Source organism: Paenibacillus sp. BR1-192 (genome assembly GCF_029542445.1).
Classification (GTDB): domain Bacteria; phylum Bacillota; class Bacilli; order Paenibacillales; family Paenibacillaceae; genus Paenibacillus_AQ; species Paenibacillus_AQ lautus_A.
The window spans coordinates 6,501,457-6,519,316 of the sequence record NZ_CP120718.1 but is presented as its reverse complement, the minus strand read 5'-3'; the positions used below and the strand labels follow the sequence as shown (position 1 = coordinate 6,519,316).

The following is a 17,860-nucleotide window of genomic DNA, read 5'->3' as shown; positions in this document are numbered from 1 at the left end:
ATAACATATGAAAAAAGGGACAGTTGGGTAGAGGTTTTCTACCACGAACTGTCCCTTTTTAATTAGAATTGAAGATCAGCAAGCTGTTGAACATTTTGCTTCGCATTCGGATCAACTTGAGTTAATTTCCCCATAAGGGCATCATCGCTTAAGTTTTGTTTTTGCAATGCTGCCAGATACCAACGAACAATTTCCTGTTGGGTTGTTTGCGAGAGATCTTCTTGTATGCCAAGCTTAAGTGCTTCCGCTGCTTGCTCCGGCTGATTCATCATGAAGTACATTTTGCCTGCATGGAGAATCATGTCGGGTGTGTTTTCAAAAGGATTACCTTGGAATTGGCCTTCAGGTAATGTAGTTAGGTGTTGAATGCCGGCTTGAACATCAGTGAATGCCTCAGTTGCTTGCTTGAAGTATTTGTCCTTCGCTTCTGTATCACCTGTACCGAGAGCTTTAGTTCCCAGATCGTATCCTTTATTGATAATCTGTTCGTACCAATTAATGTCCCATTTAAATTTATGAGCGTTGTTGATAAGTACTTCATAAGCCCGTTCGGGTTCCTGTTTCATTTCATAACTTTCGATTAGACTCTTGAGCATCGATTTGTTATAAGGCTCATCTTTTAATGCTTTGTTAAGCAATGCAACCGATGCGTTATAAAAATTCTCATCTTGATTTTGCTTAAACACGCTCTGATAGAGTGATGCGGTTAACAGTACCGAGTCGGGATGGCTCGGTCGTATGCTCAGGTCTTTATCAAGGGGAACTTTAATTTCCTCAAAGGAAGTGCTGACCTGAACGACTCTACGTGCTTCCATTCCCGAGTCTGCAGCTTGTACATACCGGATGGATGTAATCATGACGAGAATAGCGCAAAGACCGACGATTGTACTGTAAGTACCTCTGGCCGTAGAATCTTTTACGCTCCATTTTTTCATTGGTTTATTATCCATTACCGCAGCCATTCCGCCAAGTCCCAGGAATACAAGAATTCCCATGAACACGTAACTCAAGTTAAAGTCCAAGATACTATGAATTAAAATTGAAAGGACGATGATGAGATACAGGAAGTGACTATTGCGTTCTTCCTCACTGCCTTTGATATAACCTCGGATATACTTATAGAAAGTATACAGAATAAACGACATGAATATCAGAAATCCGACAATTCCGACCTCGATCAGGTACTGTAAAAAGAAGTTATGCGCTTGACGGCTTGTATAGGGGTTGTTTTGATATTGCTCATAGAGTGAAGCCCATGCTCCCCCGCCGGCTCCGATGATCGGATAGTCTGCTAGCACCTTCATGGCATCCTTATAGAACGTAAAACGTTCCAGAACGCTGTGCTGATTAAAGTTAATATTCTCGAGTCTGACGCTAATGCTTTGGGGCAGTATATTATTCAAACCAGTACCAATGAATAGGAATATCAGTAGGCCGCCAATTATAACGGAACCAAGCGGAATCCATAGGTTGGATGTCTTTTTAGAGGACCAACTGCCTAAAGCTTGTTCAAGTTTAGGAGCGATAAAACTTTGTATAAACCATCCGAGGAGTCCTACAATAGCGGACGCACCGAGCAAAATTCCCCAGCCCTTAAGGGCACCACTGCCGCTGAAGGCTTCATTTAAACTCAATCCTAGCTCAGTAACCGGTTTAGAGATAATCAGCGAAACCACGCCTGCTATTCCGCAGTACAGGATCCATAATAATTGTTTAGCCGGCTTCAGGAATAGGAGTAACAAAACAAACACAACAGGTAACATTACGAGACCGCCACGAGACAACGTCAGGAGTAGCGAAACAATGATGGGTACCAGCATGAAGCTATGAAAGGCTTGACCGTACCATTTTCTTGATGTCGTAGTGTAAAAGACTGCTGCAAACAAGAAAGCCATGAGAAAAGCGGCATAAGTATTGGCGTACTGAAATATGGAAGTGAGACGTAAACCATTGGAGTCGGTCATGACTGCATGAGTGTATGTACCGTTTAAGACGGTATTTGAAAACCACTTAGCAATTGCACCTGCAGTCTTTCCCTGGCCAAACCAATGGAGTAGACCGAAACCAACAATAAGATATGCTACGGCCATAATCGTACTTTGAATGATTCGGTTTCCTAAATTGTCATGGAGCACGTACAGTCCAATGATAAACATGATGGCGTAGATACAATTAATGATGACCATATTCATGGCAAGAACATGGGAGACAGCGCTAATTAGCGAGAGTATGTAAGTTAAGGGAAGTAAAAGCACACCCACAGCCAACCAATCTCTTTGATCTTTTAATTGGATGCTTTTATAGGAATGAGCAATCCAAAGGAATATTAGTAGACATGCTAAGATAGCAGCCCAAAAGATCGGTTTCTCAAATTCTAACATTTGTCCGTTAAATAATGCGGTTTGGAATGGCGTCCATGCTAGAAAAAGAATGATTCCTACTATTAACATCCAAAATAAAGCCGATCTTGTCTCTCTCTTCCTCGACTCAGTGGCTTTTTTGCCGTATACTGGTTTCGACAACGTAATTAGCTCCTTTTCTTGTAGATACGACAATATTTTAGCATAGTTAGGTTGTCAGGAACTAGTTTTTGGAGTTACTCTATGACGAAAGTTTTTGAAAATTACATAAAACTAAGAAATAGTTGTGAAAATGAAGTTAATGCTATCTAACAAACAAGAAATCTTCTAACTTTATATTCAGAAAGGGAAGAATAATGAAAAGAGCAATTGTTACAGGTGGAGCTGGGTTTATTGGTTCAAATATTGTAGATTCACTGCTTGATAATGGGTATGAAGTTACAATTGTTGATAATTTAGCAACAGGAAATCTAAATAATATAAATTCTAAAGCAACCTTTTTTAATGTAGATATCTGTGATTATGCTAAATTAAATGAGGTTTTTTTAAGTTGCTCTCCGCAGATAGTTATACATCATGCCGCTCAGGTAAGTGTTTATGAATCTTTACAACATCCGATAGAAGACGCCAAAACAAATATTATAGGTACTGTTAACGTGTTAGAACTTTCAATAAAGTATAATGTCAACAAAGTAATTTATGCTTCTTCAGCAGCAGTTTACGGTTCACCTAGGTACCTAAGTATAGATGAGGATCATCCGATCTCACCGGTATCATTTTATGGAATCTCTAAATATACCCCAGAAAAATATATTAGGACTTATTCAGATTTATATGGATTAAAGTACACCATTTTTAGATATGCAAACGTATACGGGCCTAGGCAAGACCCGAAGGGAGAGGGAGGGGTTATTTCTATTTTCCTAGATAAATTAATAGATAATAAGACGCCTTTTATATATGGTGGAGAACAAACAAGAGATTTTATATATGTTGATGATATAGTCCGTGCTAATTTACTTGCAATTAATAGAGGGGATAATAAAACTATAAATATTGGCACAAATAGCGAAACCAGTATTTTAGAACTCTACCAATTAATAGCGTCCCTTATAGGGACAAAATTAAAACCTATATGCAAGGATTATAGAGAAGGGGATATTCTTCGTAGTTCGTTATCTAATAAGTCAGCGTATGAATTGCTGGGGTGGACTCCTAGATTTTCATTAGAAGAGGGTTTGAGAAGTACGCTAGGTTATTATCAGAAGGAGTTTAAGAATACTTGTGAATACTAAAAATATACAGTCTCATCTTAAAATTATAATGGAGCTTGCTAAAAATGACTTTAAAACAAAATATGCAGGTTCCTACCTTGGGATAATTTGGGCATTTATTCAGCCGTTAATGACAATATGTGTGTATTGGTTTGTATTTGAAATTGGTTTTCGCTCAGGAAATAGACCCGACGGTACACCTTTTATTTTATGGTTAACGTGCGGAATGGTTCCGTGGTTTTTCTTTTCTGAAAGTTTAATTACCGCATCGAACAGCTTTATTGAATATAGTTATCTCGTAAAAAAAGTAGCATTTAGAATAGGTTTTCTTCCTATAGTGAAAATAATTTCGTCTTTTTTTATTCATTTATTTTTCTTATTGTTTTTGATAGTAATTCTTTTTTATTTTGGCTATCACCCGGAATTAATATATCTGCAAGTCATCTATTATCTGGCTTGTATGATGTTTTTGCTCTTAGGAATTAGTTTAATTATGTCATCATTAATTGTGTTTATGAAGGACATCGGCCAAGTCTTAGGGATAATTATTCAAATTGGATTTTGGCTAATTCCGATTGTTTGGTCTCCAGAAATTATTTCTGATAAATTTATAAAAATATTTAAACTAAACCCGGTATATTATTTGGTCGAAGGCTATCGTGATACATTTATTAATCATGTTTGGTTTTGGCATAGATACAACCAAACGGCTTATTTTTGGGTGATTTCTATAGTTATTTTCCTTATAGGAAGTTATTTATTTAAAAAGCTAAAGCCTCATTTTGCAGATGTATTATAAACAGAGGAGAATATTATGAGTGATTATGTTATTGAGTTGGAAAATGTGTACAAAAAGTATAAGTTATATTCCAAACCAGCCGACAGAGTTAAGGAGGCTATAAATATTTGGGGCCGCTCTTATCACTCGGAGTTCTATGCACTAAACGATGTTACTTTAAAGGTGAAAAGAGGCGAAACTCTCGGAATTATAGGGAAAAACGGCTCAGGAAAGTCTACTTTGTTAAAAATAATTACAGGTGTACTTAACCAAACGAACGGTAAAAAGGAGGTAAGAGGTCAAATCTCGGCTTTGCTGGAGCTAGGGACAGGTTTTAATCCAGAGTATACCGGTATTGAGAATATTTATTTGAATGGGACAATGCGAGGGATTTCAAGAGAAGAAATGAGTAAAAAGATCGGTGAAATCCTTGAATTTGCTGATATAGGCGATTTTATAAATCAACCTGTAAAAACTTATTCTAGTGGCATGTTCGCTAGACTAGCTTTTTCGGTAATGATTAGTTTTAAACCGGAAATACTAATAGTTGATGAAGCATTATCTGTTGGTGACGTTTTTTTTCAACAAAAATGCAATCGATATATGAAAGAGGAAATGGGAGATATTACGAAATTACTTGTTACTCATGATCTCAGTTCCATAGCAAGTATGGCAGATAGGGCTATCGTTCTCTCGCATGGCAGAGTGGTATTTGAAGGCGAACCGCTAAAAGCTATAGAATTCTATACTAAATCTGTTCATTCCGAAGTGTTTCGGTCTACGGTTTCTACTGATAAAACAACTGTGCCCACTGTCAATAACTACTCTGTTCCATCAAATTGGATGCCGGTTGAAGAGGATTCACTTGGTGGGGCTCAAGAGATTAAAATTAAAGCAGTTAATTTCACGGTAAACGATGAAGAATATAAGGGATATATTTCAGCTAATGATAAATTAAATATTAACATTCTGGTTGAAAGCACTAAGGTAACTTCTGAAATTATAATCGGATACCTGGTGAACGATAAATATGGTAATGCCATTTTTGGTGAGAATACGATTGGTTCAAATCTTGAAATTGGTTCTGTATTAGCCAATAAGCCGTATACCATAGGGTTTCAAATTAATTGGCCTGAAATTCAAGAAAATGAGTACTTCGTAACAATTGGAATTGGAGAAGGGTTTCATGAAATGCAACACACTATACAATGTTGGGCCCATAATATTATTCATTTAAAGAATATTGAACTTACTACTATCCATGCAATTTTTAATAACAAGATTAATTATATTTCCATTGAAGAATGCTAAGGAGAGATTGCTTTGGAAAAATGGAAGGTTAGCACACCAATTTTTGAATCAGATAGCTATAATGAAAAATTAAGAGTCGCTCCTTGGGAGGGACACAGAGGATTTGCTTATGATTATGTTAGATTTGCTAAACCAAGAACAATTGTAGAACTAGGGACACACTATGGCTGTTCTTTTTTTTCATTTTGTCAGGCTATTAAAGACTTGAGTATGGAAAGTAGCATTGCTGCTATCGATACATGGACTGGAGACATTCAGGCTGGTTATTATCAAGAAGAAGTGTTTGAAACAGTAAAAAAAACAATAGAGTTATTTTATAAAAATTTGAATATTCAATTGAAAAGAAAAACGTTTGATGAAGCTTTAAGAGAATTTGAAGACAATTCGATTGATCTGTTACATATTGATGGTTTGCACACATATGAAGCAGTTAAACATGATTTTGAAACGTGGCTCCCTAAAATATCAAATAATGGGGTTGTTTTTTTTCATGATGTTTACAGTCCGTTGGAATATGGATCGAATAGATATTGGGAAGAGTTACGAGGTAATTTCCTATTTTTGGAATTCAAACATAGTTGGGGATTAGGGATATTGTTTCCTAAAGGAACCGATACGTATAACAAACTAATGGAAGAAAATATTGAAGATAAAATACTTTATTATACTAGTAGAGCATTATATGAATTGGAACAGATCAAAAATAAGGATCTTACGAAAATGGTCGAGGAACGTGACAAAGTCATCAGTGTTAATGAATTAATGATACAACAACGCGATAAGACGATCGAAAGTAATGAAGCGATGATAAGGGAACGCGATAAGACGATCGAAAGTAATGAAGCGATGATAAGGGAACGCGATAAGACGATCGAAAGTAATGAAGCGATGATAAGGGAACGTGATAAGACGATCGAAAGTAATGAAGCGATGATACGAGAACGCGATAAGACGATCGAAAGTAATGAAGCGATGATACGAGAACGTGATAAAGTTATTAAAGAAATGGGAGTGCTTATTGAGGAACAAAACACCGTCTCTGAGAAACTTAGAAATGAGATTTTAGAATTAAACAGTACTATTATCGATCAAGAGGAAAAATTAAAGGAGTTTACAGAGAAAATCAATTGTTATCAAAACAAAAAAATAATAATTAATTTTAGAAGGAAAATGTAATAAGGAGCTTACCTTTAATGGATAATTTAGTTGAAAGAGTTCTACGTGAGAATAAAACAGTCGTTTTTTTTGATGTTTTTGATACGATATTATATCGTAAAGTGGATCCGGAGTATGTAAAAAAAATATGGGCTAAAAGAATTAGTGTCGAGTTAGGTGGTTTTTTGGATTACAGTGAATTGTATTCCCTAAGACAAGAATTAGAGGTTTCAATTTGTCAAAGTAATGCGGATTCTGGCCTGGATTTGGAATTTAATTATTTAAGTATGATTAAATTGTTCCACGAGACACTTATTCAAAAAAAAATGATTCAACTAGATAATGATTACAATGATTTCTTACGAAAATGTGTACAAGTAGAAACAGAAGTTGAACTTGGTGTTCAATATGTAGACAATAAGTGGATTAATACTGTTAATGAATTGAAAAAACACGACATTAAAATATATTGTGTTTCAGATTTTTATTTAACTAAAGAAATTATGGATAACTTATTGGTTGCTCATAACCTTTATGATTCTATAGATAAGTTATATGTTTCCAGCGAATATTTGCTAACAAAAAGAAGTGGTAGATTATATGAGTTGATTATTAACAGAGAAAATATGAATCCTTCAGAGATTTTAATGATCGGAGATAATAAACATTCTGATTTTGATGTTCCTACATCGCTTGGTATAGATGCAATTCATTTAAATAGAATAAAGCAACACGAATATTATCGGGAGTTTCGAGAAAAGGTGGGGAATTTATCCTACTATCGAAAAGAACTTGATGATTTATCAAGAAAAATGATGGTAGAAGGTAAATTCTTTGAAATAGCATGCTCTTTATTTTATTTTATAGCTTCACTTCACAAAAACCTTCTTAAAAGCAAAGTGAAAAATGTTTTCTTTTTTTCGCGTGAAGGGGAATTTTTACTGAAATTGTTTGATTTATACCAAGATAAAGAGGGTTTTTTTGAAGCACAACGTGTCAAAGCGCACTACCTAAAAGTTTCAAGAAAAGCTACCTTTATCCCAAGTTTGCAGTCTCTCGATAAAGAAAAATTTGATGTTTTGTTTAGACAATATGTTAATATTTCCGTATATGATTTTTTATCAAGTCTAAACTTTGATGAAGATATAATTAATCAAATATCTGAAAAGCTCAATATCGAACTATATACTACGATCCATAATTTTCCTGAAAGTGAGTATTTTACAAAGCTGATTAATCATGATCTCTTCTCTAAAACCTTTGAATCAATCAGAACAGAACAGAAAAAAAATTTTTGCGATTATTTAAAACAATTCAATGTAGAGATTAAGGAAGGGTTATCCATAGTGGATGTTGGTTGGAAGGGAACTATACAGGATAATCTGTTCAAAATTTTAGACAAGAAAATAAGGGTAGAGGGTTATTATCTAGGGTTGATCGCGCCAGGGGATGCCAGTAAAGATAATGTCAAACATGGGGTGTTATTCTCCTCAATTCCATCCAGAACCCCATTTTTCAATGTATTTAATGAAAATAGAGCACTATATGAAGTTCTGCTAGGAGCATCGCACGGTAGTGCAAATAAATATGTGACCCAAAAAAAATCGGTGGAAGTCGAAACTTTTCAAACTGAAAAGGAAAAGGAACTTTTTGAAACAATAATATCACCACTTCAAAGCAGCATCTTTGAATGGTTTGGGCAGTTATGTGATATCTTTTGCAAGAAGGATATCAATCATGAAATATTAATAGAACATTTTGCGAAAATTCACGCTAGAATGATATTTTTTCCTACTAAAACTGAGCTTGAATTTTTTAACGGTTTATACCATTATGAGAATTTTGGGGTGTTTAAGTTCTCGACTTTTAATATTGAAGAGGGTAAACATTTTAACTTGAATAGAACAATTAAGAATAGCCTATCCTTCTTTAAAAATCCTCGCGGAATACTGGATAGGGGCTTTTGGGGGCCAATAACGCTTAAAAGTGAAGGTTTGGGTTATCTTATTCCCCTTTATGGCCGATATAAATACTATAAAACATTTAGGAATAACAAAGATTATAGTGAAAAAAATGACTCACTATTGACAAAAGAACTCAAAAAGACTTTAGCTGAGCAACAAGAAACAATTCAAAAAATGACAAAGATGATCGACGACCGAGATACTGCAATTAAAAACATGACAAAAATGATTGATGATCGAGATGCAGCAATTAAAAGCATGACTAAGATGATAGATGAAAGAGATTCATTGATAGCTAGTCTTTCAAAAAGAATGCAAGAAGAATAAAACAAAGAGGTATTTTAATATGAAATGGGCTTTTTTATTAGGATCGCCAGATATAAGTGGAGGATCTTATGTAATCTTTGAACATGCAATAAGAGCCACTAAACTTGGGGCAGAAGTAACCATAATAACTGAAGAGCACGTCAATATGGATAGGCTCCATTGGCATCCAGAAGCAAGGAAGCTAATATGGAAAACTTTTAGGGAAATAGACGATATTTATTTTGATGTTTGTATTGCAACATGGTGGCGTACTGTTTATGAGCTATACAGGGTTAAAGCTGAAAAATATGCTTATTTCGTACAGTCTATCGAGTCACGTTTTTATGAGGAGAGTGAGTGGTCTCTTCGAAAACTAGTTGATTCAACATATCTCCTTCCCTTACACATTATTACTGAGGCAAAATGGATTAAAGAATACTTAAAAGATAATTTTAATCAGGATGCGGTACTTGTACCCAATGGCATAAGAAAAGACATTTATTTTGTTCAGGGCGAACTCATCAAGAATAGAGAGAATGGAAAATTAAGAGTTTTGGTGGAGGGACCAATAGATGTTCCATTTAAAAATGTACCCAAAACTATTGAGATTTGTAAAAAGTCAAGTGCAGATGAAATTTGGTTGTTAACTTCAAGCCCGATAACCTCATATCCAGGTGTAGATAAGGTCTTTTCTCAAGTCCCCATATTTGAGACTCCAAAAATTTACCGTTCTTGTGATGTGATTATTAAGCTTAGCTATGTAGAAGGTATGTTTGGTCCGCCGCTTGAAATGTTCCATTGTGGCGGAACCTCAATAACATATGATGTGACTGGTCACGATGAATACATCGTATCAGGTGAAAATGGATTGGTCGCGCCTAGAGATCATGATAATAAGGTTCTTGAATATCTTAATCTTCTTAAGGAATCACCTAAAGAGTTGGAAAGATTAAAAAGTGCAGCGATTAAAACGGCAGATGCTTGGCCTAGTTGGGATGAAGCATCGAAAAAATTTTTTGATGCTGTCTTTGATATCTGTAAAGGGGCACAAATCAATAACCGAGAAATAATTGAAGTTCAGAGTAAGTTTTATTTTGACTGGTATGTTATTGCAGAGCAAGCCAAGAGTGACTCAATTATTATTAAAGAGAATATTTATAGTGTTTTAAAATCGGTAGTCCGTAATCGCCTTCCAAAGGTGTTTAATATCTTAAGAAAAGTAAAATATAAGGTGAAAGTAAAAAGGCTTAAATAGTTTGATAAATGGAGAAATGACATGAATTTAAAAAATATCTATAAATATTTTTCGTATATTATTGCTTTATGTCTTGGCTTGAGTTTGATATACCACTTTTGTATCAGTTTAACTAACAGATTTACACTTTTTCTTAGTGTATTGTTTTTGTTCACGATTATAATTGGCTCTGTTAGTAATTCCTTTTTTAGAAAGCTTCTTGTATTTAAAATGAAGAGAAGTGGTGGTTTAAATAGAATTTTATTTGCTAGCATCTCTCTATCATTATTATTTCTTTTAATGCTTCCATTTAATATTACTAATTATCATAAAATTGAAATACAACCTTTAGGAACCAAAAATGAAAAAGCATTGGGCAATGAAGTATGGGTTAAAGAAATCAATATAGACGAAAAGAATCTATTAAATAATGAATTGAAGTTTGTAGGTGAATGGGAATTTTTAGATAACACTCCTGTTTACACAGATGGTATGAATTCCTCAATTATTTGGGAAGGAAGAGTAAGGAAGAATGCAGGAATTATTTTAGGTAATCATCCATATTCGGGACTTGTTAAACTTAATATTGATGGAAGAGAAGAAATTATTGATTTATATAGTTCAGATAACAATATTAAGAAAGTTGATTTAAACAATTTATTGTCTAATACATCAAAATTTGAAAAGAGTATTGTATTCGTATCAGATTTATTCTTACTTTCATTTCTTATTTTTTATTTGATAACTCGTACCTCCTCTTATAGCGCTAATTCAGAAAATCGAATTGGTAATGTTTATAAATATACAATTCCTATATTAATATCTTGGTTGATTTACTTTTTTTCTTTTTACCCCGGTTTAATGAGTGGTGACTCATTGGATCAATGGAGGCAATTATCAACATTTGAATTTGGAGATGCTCATCCAATTTATGATACATTGTTTAAATTACTAGTGACAAGAATTTGGTATTCACCTGCTGCTATTGTATTAGCACAAATGATTTTTCTATTAATGGTATTACTATATGCCTTCCATACACTAGCTCAGCATAAAGTTAGTAGCAAGGTCTTATGGTTAACTTCTATTATTATCTCTGTAATACCGACAAATTCCATGATGATTATAAGTATATGGAAAGATATAACCTATAGTATTTCTATATTATTGCTAACTGTAATTTTAATAAATATATATTCAAAAGAACAAGCATGGTTCTCTAAAAAATCAAATGTTATTCTGTTTGCAGTCTCCTTATTACTGGTTTTAATGTTCAGGCATAATGGAATTATTCCTGTAATTGGGTTAATTGTAGCTTTATTATTTGCATTTAAATCAAGATGGAAACAAATTCTACTTATCTCAATATCAGTTTTACTATGTTTTTTCGGATCAAAATTTATTCTTACTAAGGCTCTAAATATGTCACCAAGTCCCAGCATACTTACATTTAATGTTCCAATTCAACAAATTGCATCTGTTTTAGCTTCTTCTAGTAACGAAATTGACGAATACCAAAAAAGTGTAATTGATAAAGCTATGCCAACAGAATTATGGGCAAAAAATTATAATCCGTATTTAGTGGATACCATAGTATTTAATCCAAACTTTAATATGCTAGTATTTAATGAACCAGAATATAAAAAGGATTTTATAAAAGTATGGGTGGAATTAGCTTACAAACATCCAATAACCTTTATTAAAAGTTGGATAAATCAAACTTCTATAGTATGGAGAATTAGTGAACCTATCAATTCGAATACATATTTCACAGAACGTGAAATTCCTGTAACGGGAGTAGAAACTCTTGATAGATATAAATTAAAATCAGAATCTATAACACCAGAGCTTAAGAGTAAGATTACGAAAATTCTAAATAGAACCCAAGAATCGGATGTAGTCTGGTTTTTATGGCGGCCTGCATTTTACATTTTTTTATCAATAATATTTAGTATTGTATTAATGTTTAGAAACAGATTGAAGATATTAATAACAGTTCTACCTGTGTTTCTTAATGCACTAGGATTGCTTGCTGCAATTCCTGCACAACAATCGAGATATCTATTTCCATCAATTCTTTGTACGTTTATATTAATTCCACTATGTTTTGCGGAATTTGGGAGAAAGCAGGAGGTTAGAGATGAACAAGGTTTTAGTCATTATTCCAGCCTTTAATGAAAGCCAAAACATATCACAGCTTCTTACGAAATTCAGAGGTAAAGAATATGATATATTAGTTATTAATGATTGTTCGACAGACAATACATCGTCAATATGTAAGAGTCTTAATATCAACACAATTGATTTACCTTGCAACTTAGGTATAGGTGGGGCAGTTCAAACTGGTTATAAGTACGCTCTAAAGAATAAATACGATATTGCAGTTCAAGTAGATGGAGATGGTCAACATGATCCAGAACAAATACACAGTCTTATCTTGCCAATTTTAAACGGGGATGCTGATATGGTAATAGGATCAAGGTATATTAATAAAATTGGATTTCAATCATCTAAGTTAAGAAGGCTTGGTATCACATATTTTAGTAAATTAATCTTTTTATTGACTAAAACTAAAATCACAGACCCAACCTCAGGATTTAGAGCCTGCAATCGGAAGGCTATGTCAGTATTTGCGACAAAATACTACCCGGTGGATTATCCTGAACCTGAGTCTATAGTTCATTTGATAAGATCCAATCATAATGTAATAGAGATTCCGGTAACTATGAAAGAAAGACAAGAGGGAGTGTCTTCTATAACAACAATTAAATCCATATATTATATGATAAAGGTCTCATTAGCTATCTTCATTGATGTATTAAGAGGAAGAGTATCTTATGAGGTATTGTCGTAAGATGATACCTATTCAACTTCAAATTACTCTTTTGACTCTTTGTTTTTTCGTATTAATTATTCTGACGCATAAGATAAGGAAATTTCATCTAGAACTAAAGTATGCATTGTTGTGGTTCTTGTTTACATTAATCGGAATATTGCTTTCCATATTTCCAGATATATTATTTTATATTTCTAATTTGTTATTTATTGAAACGCCCGTTAACGCTCTTTTCTTAGCTGCAATAATAGCTTCTTTTTTTATACTTTACAGCCTTACTGTATCGTTATCCAGAAATGCGAGTAAAATAAAGGACCTTACTCAAGAAATTGGGCTTCTAAAAAGAGAAATAGAGCAATTTAAAAAAGATGAAAAATAAGTGAGTTGGAAATAATAGTATGCTAAAAATTTTTTTGCAGTTTTTAAAATACGGGGTGGTTGGTGGAATAAGTACGATTTTCCATATGCTGCTTATAATAATTTTTGTAGAGTATTTTAAGATTGGACCGCTTATCTCCACAATAATTGGTTACGTATTAGTAATTTTTCTTACTTATGTAGTGAATCGTCGATGGACGTTTAATATTAAAAATCATAATCAAGTGTTTTTAATAAAGTATTTCATTGTGTCTGTTTCAGGTTTAATTATTAATTTATATATAATGTATTATATTGTATACAAATTGAACCTGAATTATATACTAGGACAAGCAGTTTCTGTGATTGTGGTACCTATATTTAATTTTGCAATAAATAAGTTTTGGACATTTAAGGGTAACAACAAAGTGCTAATGCTAGAACAAGAACAAAATCAAGATTAAGAGAGGAATTTTACTTGAAAATATTCATCAAAGGTGTTATTGGTAGTATAGCTAGTATTATAATATGGCCCTCGGTATTGATAGCTTTTCTTCATAAAATAAGAGGAGTGAATATAAAAGACATAACAAAAGTCTTTATTGCATATAACGTAACAATAGACAATATGACTCCAGAATTAATTTATATCGGTAATGATGTCAAAATAACTCGAAATGTAACAATATTAAGCCACTTCCATCCAACTGAAACTATTGCTGGGTTCTATGGCGAATTAATCAAAAAAACAGTTGTTATTAATGACGGTGTATTTGTCGGGGTAGGTGCAATTATTTTGCCTGGAGTTACAATTGGAAAGGGAGCGATTATTGGAGCTGGGGCAGTTGTCACTAAGGATGTACCGGAGTACACCGTTGTAGCTGGAAACCCTGCTAAAATTATAAAGAGGATAGACTTTTAATGCATATTGTAACAAGCTATGCAACTTTTATTTAAATTTCTTTTTTACAGATAAATTTCTTTATTTCTTCGAGGTGTATTTTATGAAAGCTATCATCCTAGCAGGCGGGACAGGTTCCCGACTTTACCCGTTGACAAAGGTTACTAATAAGCACCTCCTTCCTGTCGGTAAGTACCCAATGATCTTCCATGCGGTCCATAAACTCACGCGGGCGGGTCTTCATGATATCCTCATCGTAACTGGTAAAGATCACATGGGGGATGTGGTGAATCTTTTGGGTAGTGGAAGCGAGATGGGTGTCTCTTTTACATATAAAGTTCAGGATGAAGCAGGCGGAATTGCGCAGGCTCTCGCTTTAGCTGAGCAATTTGTAGGGAACGAGCAAATGGTTGTTATTTTAGGGGATAATGTTTTTGAAGATGATATTACTCCATACGTGGATAATTTCCGGGTTCAGAAAAAGGGTGCAAAGATTCTTATTCAAGAAGTTGCTGATCCTCATCGTTTTGGTGTTCCTGAACTTGAAGGTAGTCGGATTATCTCAATTAAAGAGAAGCCACAGAATCCTACAAGTCAATATGCTGTAACGGGAATATATATGTTCGATCATCAAGTATTCGATATCATTAAAACACTAAAGCCTTCCGCAAGAGGTGAATTGGAAATCACCGATGTCAATAATGCATATATTAAAAGTAATATGCTCACTTTCGATATTCTCCAAGGTTGGTGGACGGATGCGGGCACGCATGCTTCTTTATCGCGTGCAAATGAACTTGCAAAAGACGTTGTTTTTGGGGACGAATTTGGAAAGCTTAGACATTAGTGACAGGAGGAAATCCAATTATGAAAGTCACTCCTTTAAATCTGCCAGTTGCATTTCTGATCGAACCGGTTGTCCATAAAGATAACCGGGGTTTTTTTATGGAGAGTTTTAATGAAGCCGTGTTGGGAGGGCAAGGTGTCAAATTCAATTTTGTACAAGACAACCAATCTCTTTCGACTGAACCGGGGGTAGTCCGTGGTCTACACTACCAGTTGAATCCGAAAGCACAAAACAAGCTTATTCGCGTCCTGACCGGGGCAATCTACGATGTCATCGTTGATGTCCGCAAAAGCTCACCTACTTTCGGTAAATGGGTAGGTGTTATTCTGAGTGAACACAATCACCGTCAGCTGCTTGTGCCTAAAGGGTTTGCGCACGGATTTTGTACGCTTGTACCGAATACCCAAGTCTTATACAAGGTAGACGAATATTATTCCCCAGAACATGACCGCGGCATATTATGGAGTGATCCGGTTTTAGGGATTGATTGGCCGACATCGAACCCGATTCTTTCGTATAAAGATCAGAGGCATCCATTATTGAAGGATGCTGAAATGAATTTTGAGTAGGGGAGTATCTAGCCATGAGACTATTAGTCACCGGTGGTGCCGGTTTTATAGGTAGTAATTTTATTCTATACATGATGCAGCAGCATCCAGATTATAAGATCATTAACATGGATGATCTTACGTATGCCGGGAACCTGGAAAATTTGGAGCCTGTTGAGAAGGAAGCTAACTATACCTTTATCCAGGCGGATATTGCAGATAAACAAGCAGTAGATCAAATCTTTCAACAAGGCATCGATGTTGTAGTTAATTTCGCTGCTGAATCCCACGTAGACCGTAGTATTTTGGAGCCAGAAGTATTTGTGAATGCAAACGTACTCGGTACACAGGTGCTATTGGACGCGTCTAAAAAATACGGAGTAACCAAATTTGTGCAGGTTTCGACGGATGAAGTGTACGGATCCCTAGGGGAAACAGGACTCTTCTCCGAATCGACACCTCTTGCTCCAAACAGTCCCTACTCTGCCAGCAAAGCGGGTGGAGATCTGCTCGTCAGAGCATATCACGAAACCTTTGGCCTTCCGGTGAATATTACACGTTGCTCCAATAATTACGGTCCGTATCAATTTCCCGAAAAGTTAATTCCGCTCATGATTTCTCGTGCACTAAATGATGAGCCTTTGCCGGTTTACGGCGACGGCATGAACATTCGTGACTGGCTGTATGTTGAGGATCATTGCAGCGCAATTGATCTTGTTATTCATCAAGGCCGAGTTGGTGATGTTTACAACATTGGGGGCAATAACGAGCGTACAAATATTCATATTGTTAAGACAATTTTAGAGGAGCTTGGCAAACCTGAAACGCTGATTCAATTTGTCAAGGATCGACCTGGCCATGATCGTAGGTATGGCATCGATCCAACCAAGATAATGAAAGAACTCGGATGGAAGCCGAAGCATAACTTCGAGACCGGAATTAAGGAAACCATCACTTGGTATTTGAGTAACAAGGAATGGTGGACCAGAATTCAATCTGGGGAATATCGTGAATATCTGACCAAGCAATATGGCAGTCGATTAGGTAAAGACCAATGAGGGTTTTGGTAACTGGGGCTCAAGGACAACTCGGTCAGGACGTCATTCATATTTTTGGTCAGGTCGGACATGAAGTGATTCCTTGCAGCCGACAAGAATTGGATGTTACAAACCTGAATCAATGCCAACAAATAATCGCTTCACACCGTCCAGATTGTGTCATTCACTGCGCTGCTTATACAGCAGTGGATGCCGCGGAGAGTGATATCGACGGAGCTTATCTAGTCAATGCTATTGGTACAAGAAATGTTGCTCGATCAGCCGAACAAGTTGGAGCTAAGCTCGTTTATATTAGCACGGATTATGTATTTCGCGGTACCCATGACAGAGCCTATCATGAGTATGATCCAACCGATCCGAGAACAGTTTACGGCCAAACCAAACTTGCTGGAGAACAGATCGTAAGAGATTTTAGTACTAAGTGGTTTATTGTTCGTGCCTCATGGTTATTCGGACTTCAGGGAAGTAATTTCGTGAAGACGATGCTTAGCCTAGGACAAGAGAAACCGCTTTTGCAAGTTGTTGATGACCAGAAGGGATCACCTACGTACACGGTAGATTTGGCTCATTTCTTACTGCAAGTATCGACTACTGAAAAATACGGCATTTACCATGCCTCTAACCGCGGATCATGCACGTGGTTCGAGTTTACGAAAGCTATTTTCGAAGAAGCAGAGGAACAGCTGGGTATAAAGATTATGGCTAGTTTGCAGCCATGCACGACCGCACAGTTCCTTCGGCCGGCTCCTCGGCCAGCCAATTCTGTATTGGATCATCTTTCGATCCGTTTAAATCAATTGGAAGATCTGCCGCATTGGCGAGAAGGATTGAAGCAGTTTATGCTGGATATGAAACAACACCCTGAACTATACTTGAAATGAATACAGCAAATGTTGGCCTGATCTGTATGATCAGGTCTTATGTCGTATTT

The 17,860-nt window shown here is 35.4% G+C and carries 15 protein-coding genes and 1 pseudogene; 15 read left to right on the top strand and 1 reads right to left on the bottom strand.

Going from position 1 to position 17,860, the window contains the following annotated elements:
* Window positions 1–62 precede the first annotated feature (62 nt).
* Window positions 63–2,522 carry a Wzy polymerase domain-containing protein gene (locus tag P0X86_RS30050; protein ID WP_277747171.1) on the bottom strand — a complete coding sequence of 820 codons (2,460 nt, stop codon included), beginning with the start codon at window positions 2,520–2,522 and terminating at the stop codon, window positions 63–65.
* A gap of 194 nt (window positions 2,523–2,716) precedes the next feature.
* On the opposite strand from P0X86_RS30050, the gene P0X86_RS30045 reads away from it, so the two are divergent.
* The 15 genes and pseudogenes from P0X86_RS30045 to rfbD all read left to right on the top strand — a co-directional run bounded on the left by P0X86_RS30045 (window position 2,717) and on the right by rfbD (window position 17,810).
* On the top strand, window positions 2,717–3,655 hold the full coding sequence (locus P0X86_RS30045) for an NAD-dependent epimerase/dehydratase family protein (protein WP_277747170.1): 939 nt from the start codon (window positions 2,717–2,719) through the stop codon (window positions 3,653–3,655).
* Complete coding sequence (locus tag P0X86_RS30040) at window positions 3,645–4,433, top strand: ABC transporter permease (RefSeq protein ID WP_277747169.1); 789 nt, start codon at window positions 3,645–3,647, stop codon at window positions 4,431–4,433. Before P0X86_RS30045 ends, P0X86_RS30040 begins: the two co-directional genes overlap by 11 nt.
* 15 nt (window positions 4,434–4,448) lie before the next feature.
* Window positions 4,449–5,723, top strand: coding sequence for an ABC transporter ATP-binding protein (locus P0X86_RS30035; RefSeq protein ID WP_277747168.1), 1,275 nt, complete (start codon window positions 4,449–4,451; stop codon window positions 5,721–5,723).
* 12 nt (window positions 5,724–5,735) lie between these two features.
* Entirely contained in the window at window positions 5,736–6,899 is a 1,164-nt protein-coding gene (locus tag P0X86_RS30030) for a class I SAM-dependent methyltransferase (RefSeq protein ID WP_277747167.1), read from the top strand.
* Window positions 6,900–6,916: 17 nt separating this feature from the next.
* Window positions 6,917–9,169, top strand: coding sequence for an HAD hydrolase-like protein (locus P0X86_RS30025; RefSeq protein ID WP_277747166.1), 2,253 nt, complete (start codon window positions 6,917–6,919; stop codon window positions 9,167–9,169).
* Between the two features lie 19 nt (window positions 9,170–9,188).
* A complete protein-coding gene (locus tag P0X86_RS30020) occupies window positions 9,189–10,403 on the top strand; it encodes a glycosyltransferase (RefSeq protein ID WP_277747165.1) in 1,215 nt (404 codons plus the stop codon).
* Window positions 10,404–10,424: 21 nt separating this feature from the next.
* Window positions 10,425–12,557, top strand: coding sequence for a DUF6020 family protein (locus P0X86_RS30015; protein WP_277747164.1), 2,133 nt, complete (start codon window positions 10,425–10,427; stop codon window positions 12,555–12,557).
* Window positions 12,523–13,236, top strand: coding sequence for a glycosyltransferase family 2 protein (locus P0X86_RS30010; protein WP_277747163.1), 714 nt, complete (start codon window positions 12,523–12,525; stop codon window positions 13,234–13,236). Before P0X86_RS30015 ends, P0X86_RS30010 begins: the two co-directional genes overlap by 35 nt.
* Entirely contained in the window at window positions 13,220–13,597 is a 378-nt protein-coding gene (locus P0X86_RS33365) for a DUF2304 domain-containing protein (RefSeq protein ID WP_481858192.1), read from the top strand. Before P0X86_RS30010 ends, P0X86_RS33365 begins: the two co-directional genes overlap by 17 nt.
* Window positions 13,598–13,616: 19 nt before the next feature.
* Window positions 13,617–14,039, top strand: a complete 423-nt coding sequence (locus P0X86_RS33360; protein WP_481858191.1) for a GtrA family protein — start codon at window positions 13,617–13,619, stop codon at window positions 14,037–14,039.
* Window positions 14,040–14,203: 164 nt separating this feature from the next.
* Window positions 14,204–14,482, top strand: a pseudogene (locus tag P0X86_RS33355) (acyltransferase); the annotation flags it as partial.
* Window positions 14,483–14,579: 97 nt separating this feature from the next.
* Window positions 14,580–15,323 carry a sugar phosphate nucleotidyltransferase gene (locus P0X86_RS30000; RefSeq protein WP_277747161.1) on the top strand — a complete coding sequence of 248 codons (744 nt, stop codon included), beginning with the start codon at window positions 14,580–14,582 and terminating at the stop codon, window positions 15,321–15,323.
* Window positions 15,324–15,343: 20 nt separating this feature from the next.
* Entirely contained in the window at window positions 15,344–15,892 is a 549-nt protein-coding gene (gene rfbC / locus P0X86_RS29995; RefSeq protein WP_277747160.1) for a dTDP-4-dehydrorhamnose 3,5-epimerase, read from the top strand.
* Between the two features lie 14 nt (window positions 15,893–15,906).
* Window positions 15,907–16,929 carry a dTDP-glucose 4,6-dehydratase gene (gene rfbB, locus P0X86_RS29990; protein WP_277747159.1) on the top strand — a complete coding sequence of 341 codons (1,023 nt, stop codon included), beginning with the start codon at window positions 15,907–15,909 and terminating at the stop codon, window positions 16,927–16,929.
* Window positions 16,926–17,810, top strand: coding sequence for a dTDP-4-dehydrorhamnose reductase (gene rfbD / locus P0X86_RS29985; RefSeq protein ID WP_277747158.1), 885 nt, complete (start codon window positions 16,926–16,928; stop codon window positions 17,808–17,810). Before rfbB ends, rfbD begins: the two co-directional genes overlap by 4 nt.
* The last annotated feature ends 50 nt before the right edge of the window (window positions 17,811–17,860 follow it).

Excerpts from the sequence above, each read along its gene's own strand:
- rfbB (WP_277747159.1), top strand. The coding sequence starts at position 15,907 with ATGAGACTATTAGTCACCGGTGGTGCCGGTTTTATAGGTAGTAATTTT.
- P0X86_RS30035 (WP_277747168.1), top strand. The coding sequence starts at position 4,449 with ATGAGTGATTATGTTATTGAGTTGGAAAATGTGTACAAAAAGTATAAG.
- P0X86_RS30010 (WP_277747163.1), top strand. The coding sequence starts at position 12,523 with ATGAACAAGGTTTTAGTCATTATTCCAGCCTTTAATGAAAGCCAAAAC.
- P0X86_RS30015 (WP_277747164.1), top strand. The coding sequence starts at position 10,425 with ATGAATTTAAAAAATATCTATAAATATTTTTCGTATATTATTGCTTTA.
- rfbC (WP_277747160.1), top strand. The coding sequence starts at position 15,344 with ATGAAAGTCACTCCTTTAAATCTGCCAGTTGCATTTCTGATCGAACCG.
- P0X86_RS33365 (WP_481858192.1), top strand. The coding sequence starts at position 13,220 with ATGAGGTATTGTCGTAAGATGATACCTATTCAACTTCAAATTACTCTT.
- rfbD (WP_277747158.1), top strand. The coding sequence starts at position 16,926 with ATGAGGGTTTTGGTAACTGGGGCTCAAGGACAACTCGGTCAGGACGTC.
- P0X86_RS30025 (WP_277747166.1), top strand. The coding sequence starts at position 6,917 with ATGGATAATTTAGTTGAAAGAGTTCTACGTGAGAATAAAACAGTCGTT.
- P0X86_RS33360 (WP_481858191.1), top strand. The coding sequence starts at position 13,617 with ATGCTAAAAATTTTTTTGCAGTTTTTAAAATACGGGGTGGTTGGTGGA.
- P0X86_RS30020 (WP_277747165.1), top strand. The coding sequence starts at position 9,189 with ATGAAATGGGCTTTTTTATTAGGATCGCCAGATATAAGTGGAGGATCT.
- P0X86_RS30045 (WP_277747170.1), top strand. The coding sequence starts at position 2,717 with ATGAAAAGAGCAATTGTTACAGGTGGAGCTGGGTTTATTGGTTCAAAT.
- P0X86_RS30000 (WP_277747161.1), top strand. The coding sequence starts at position 14,580 with ATGAAAGCTATCATCCTAGCAGGCGGGACAGGTTCCCGACTTTACCCG.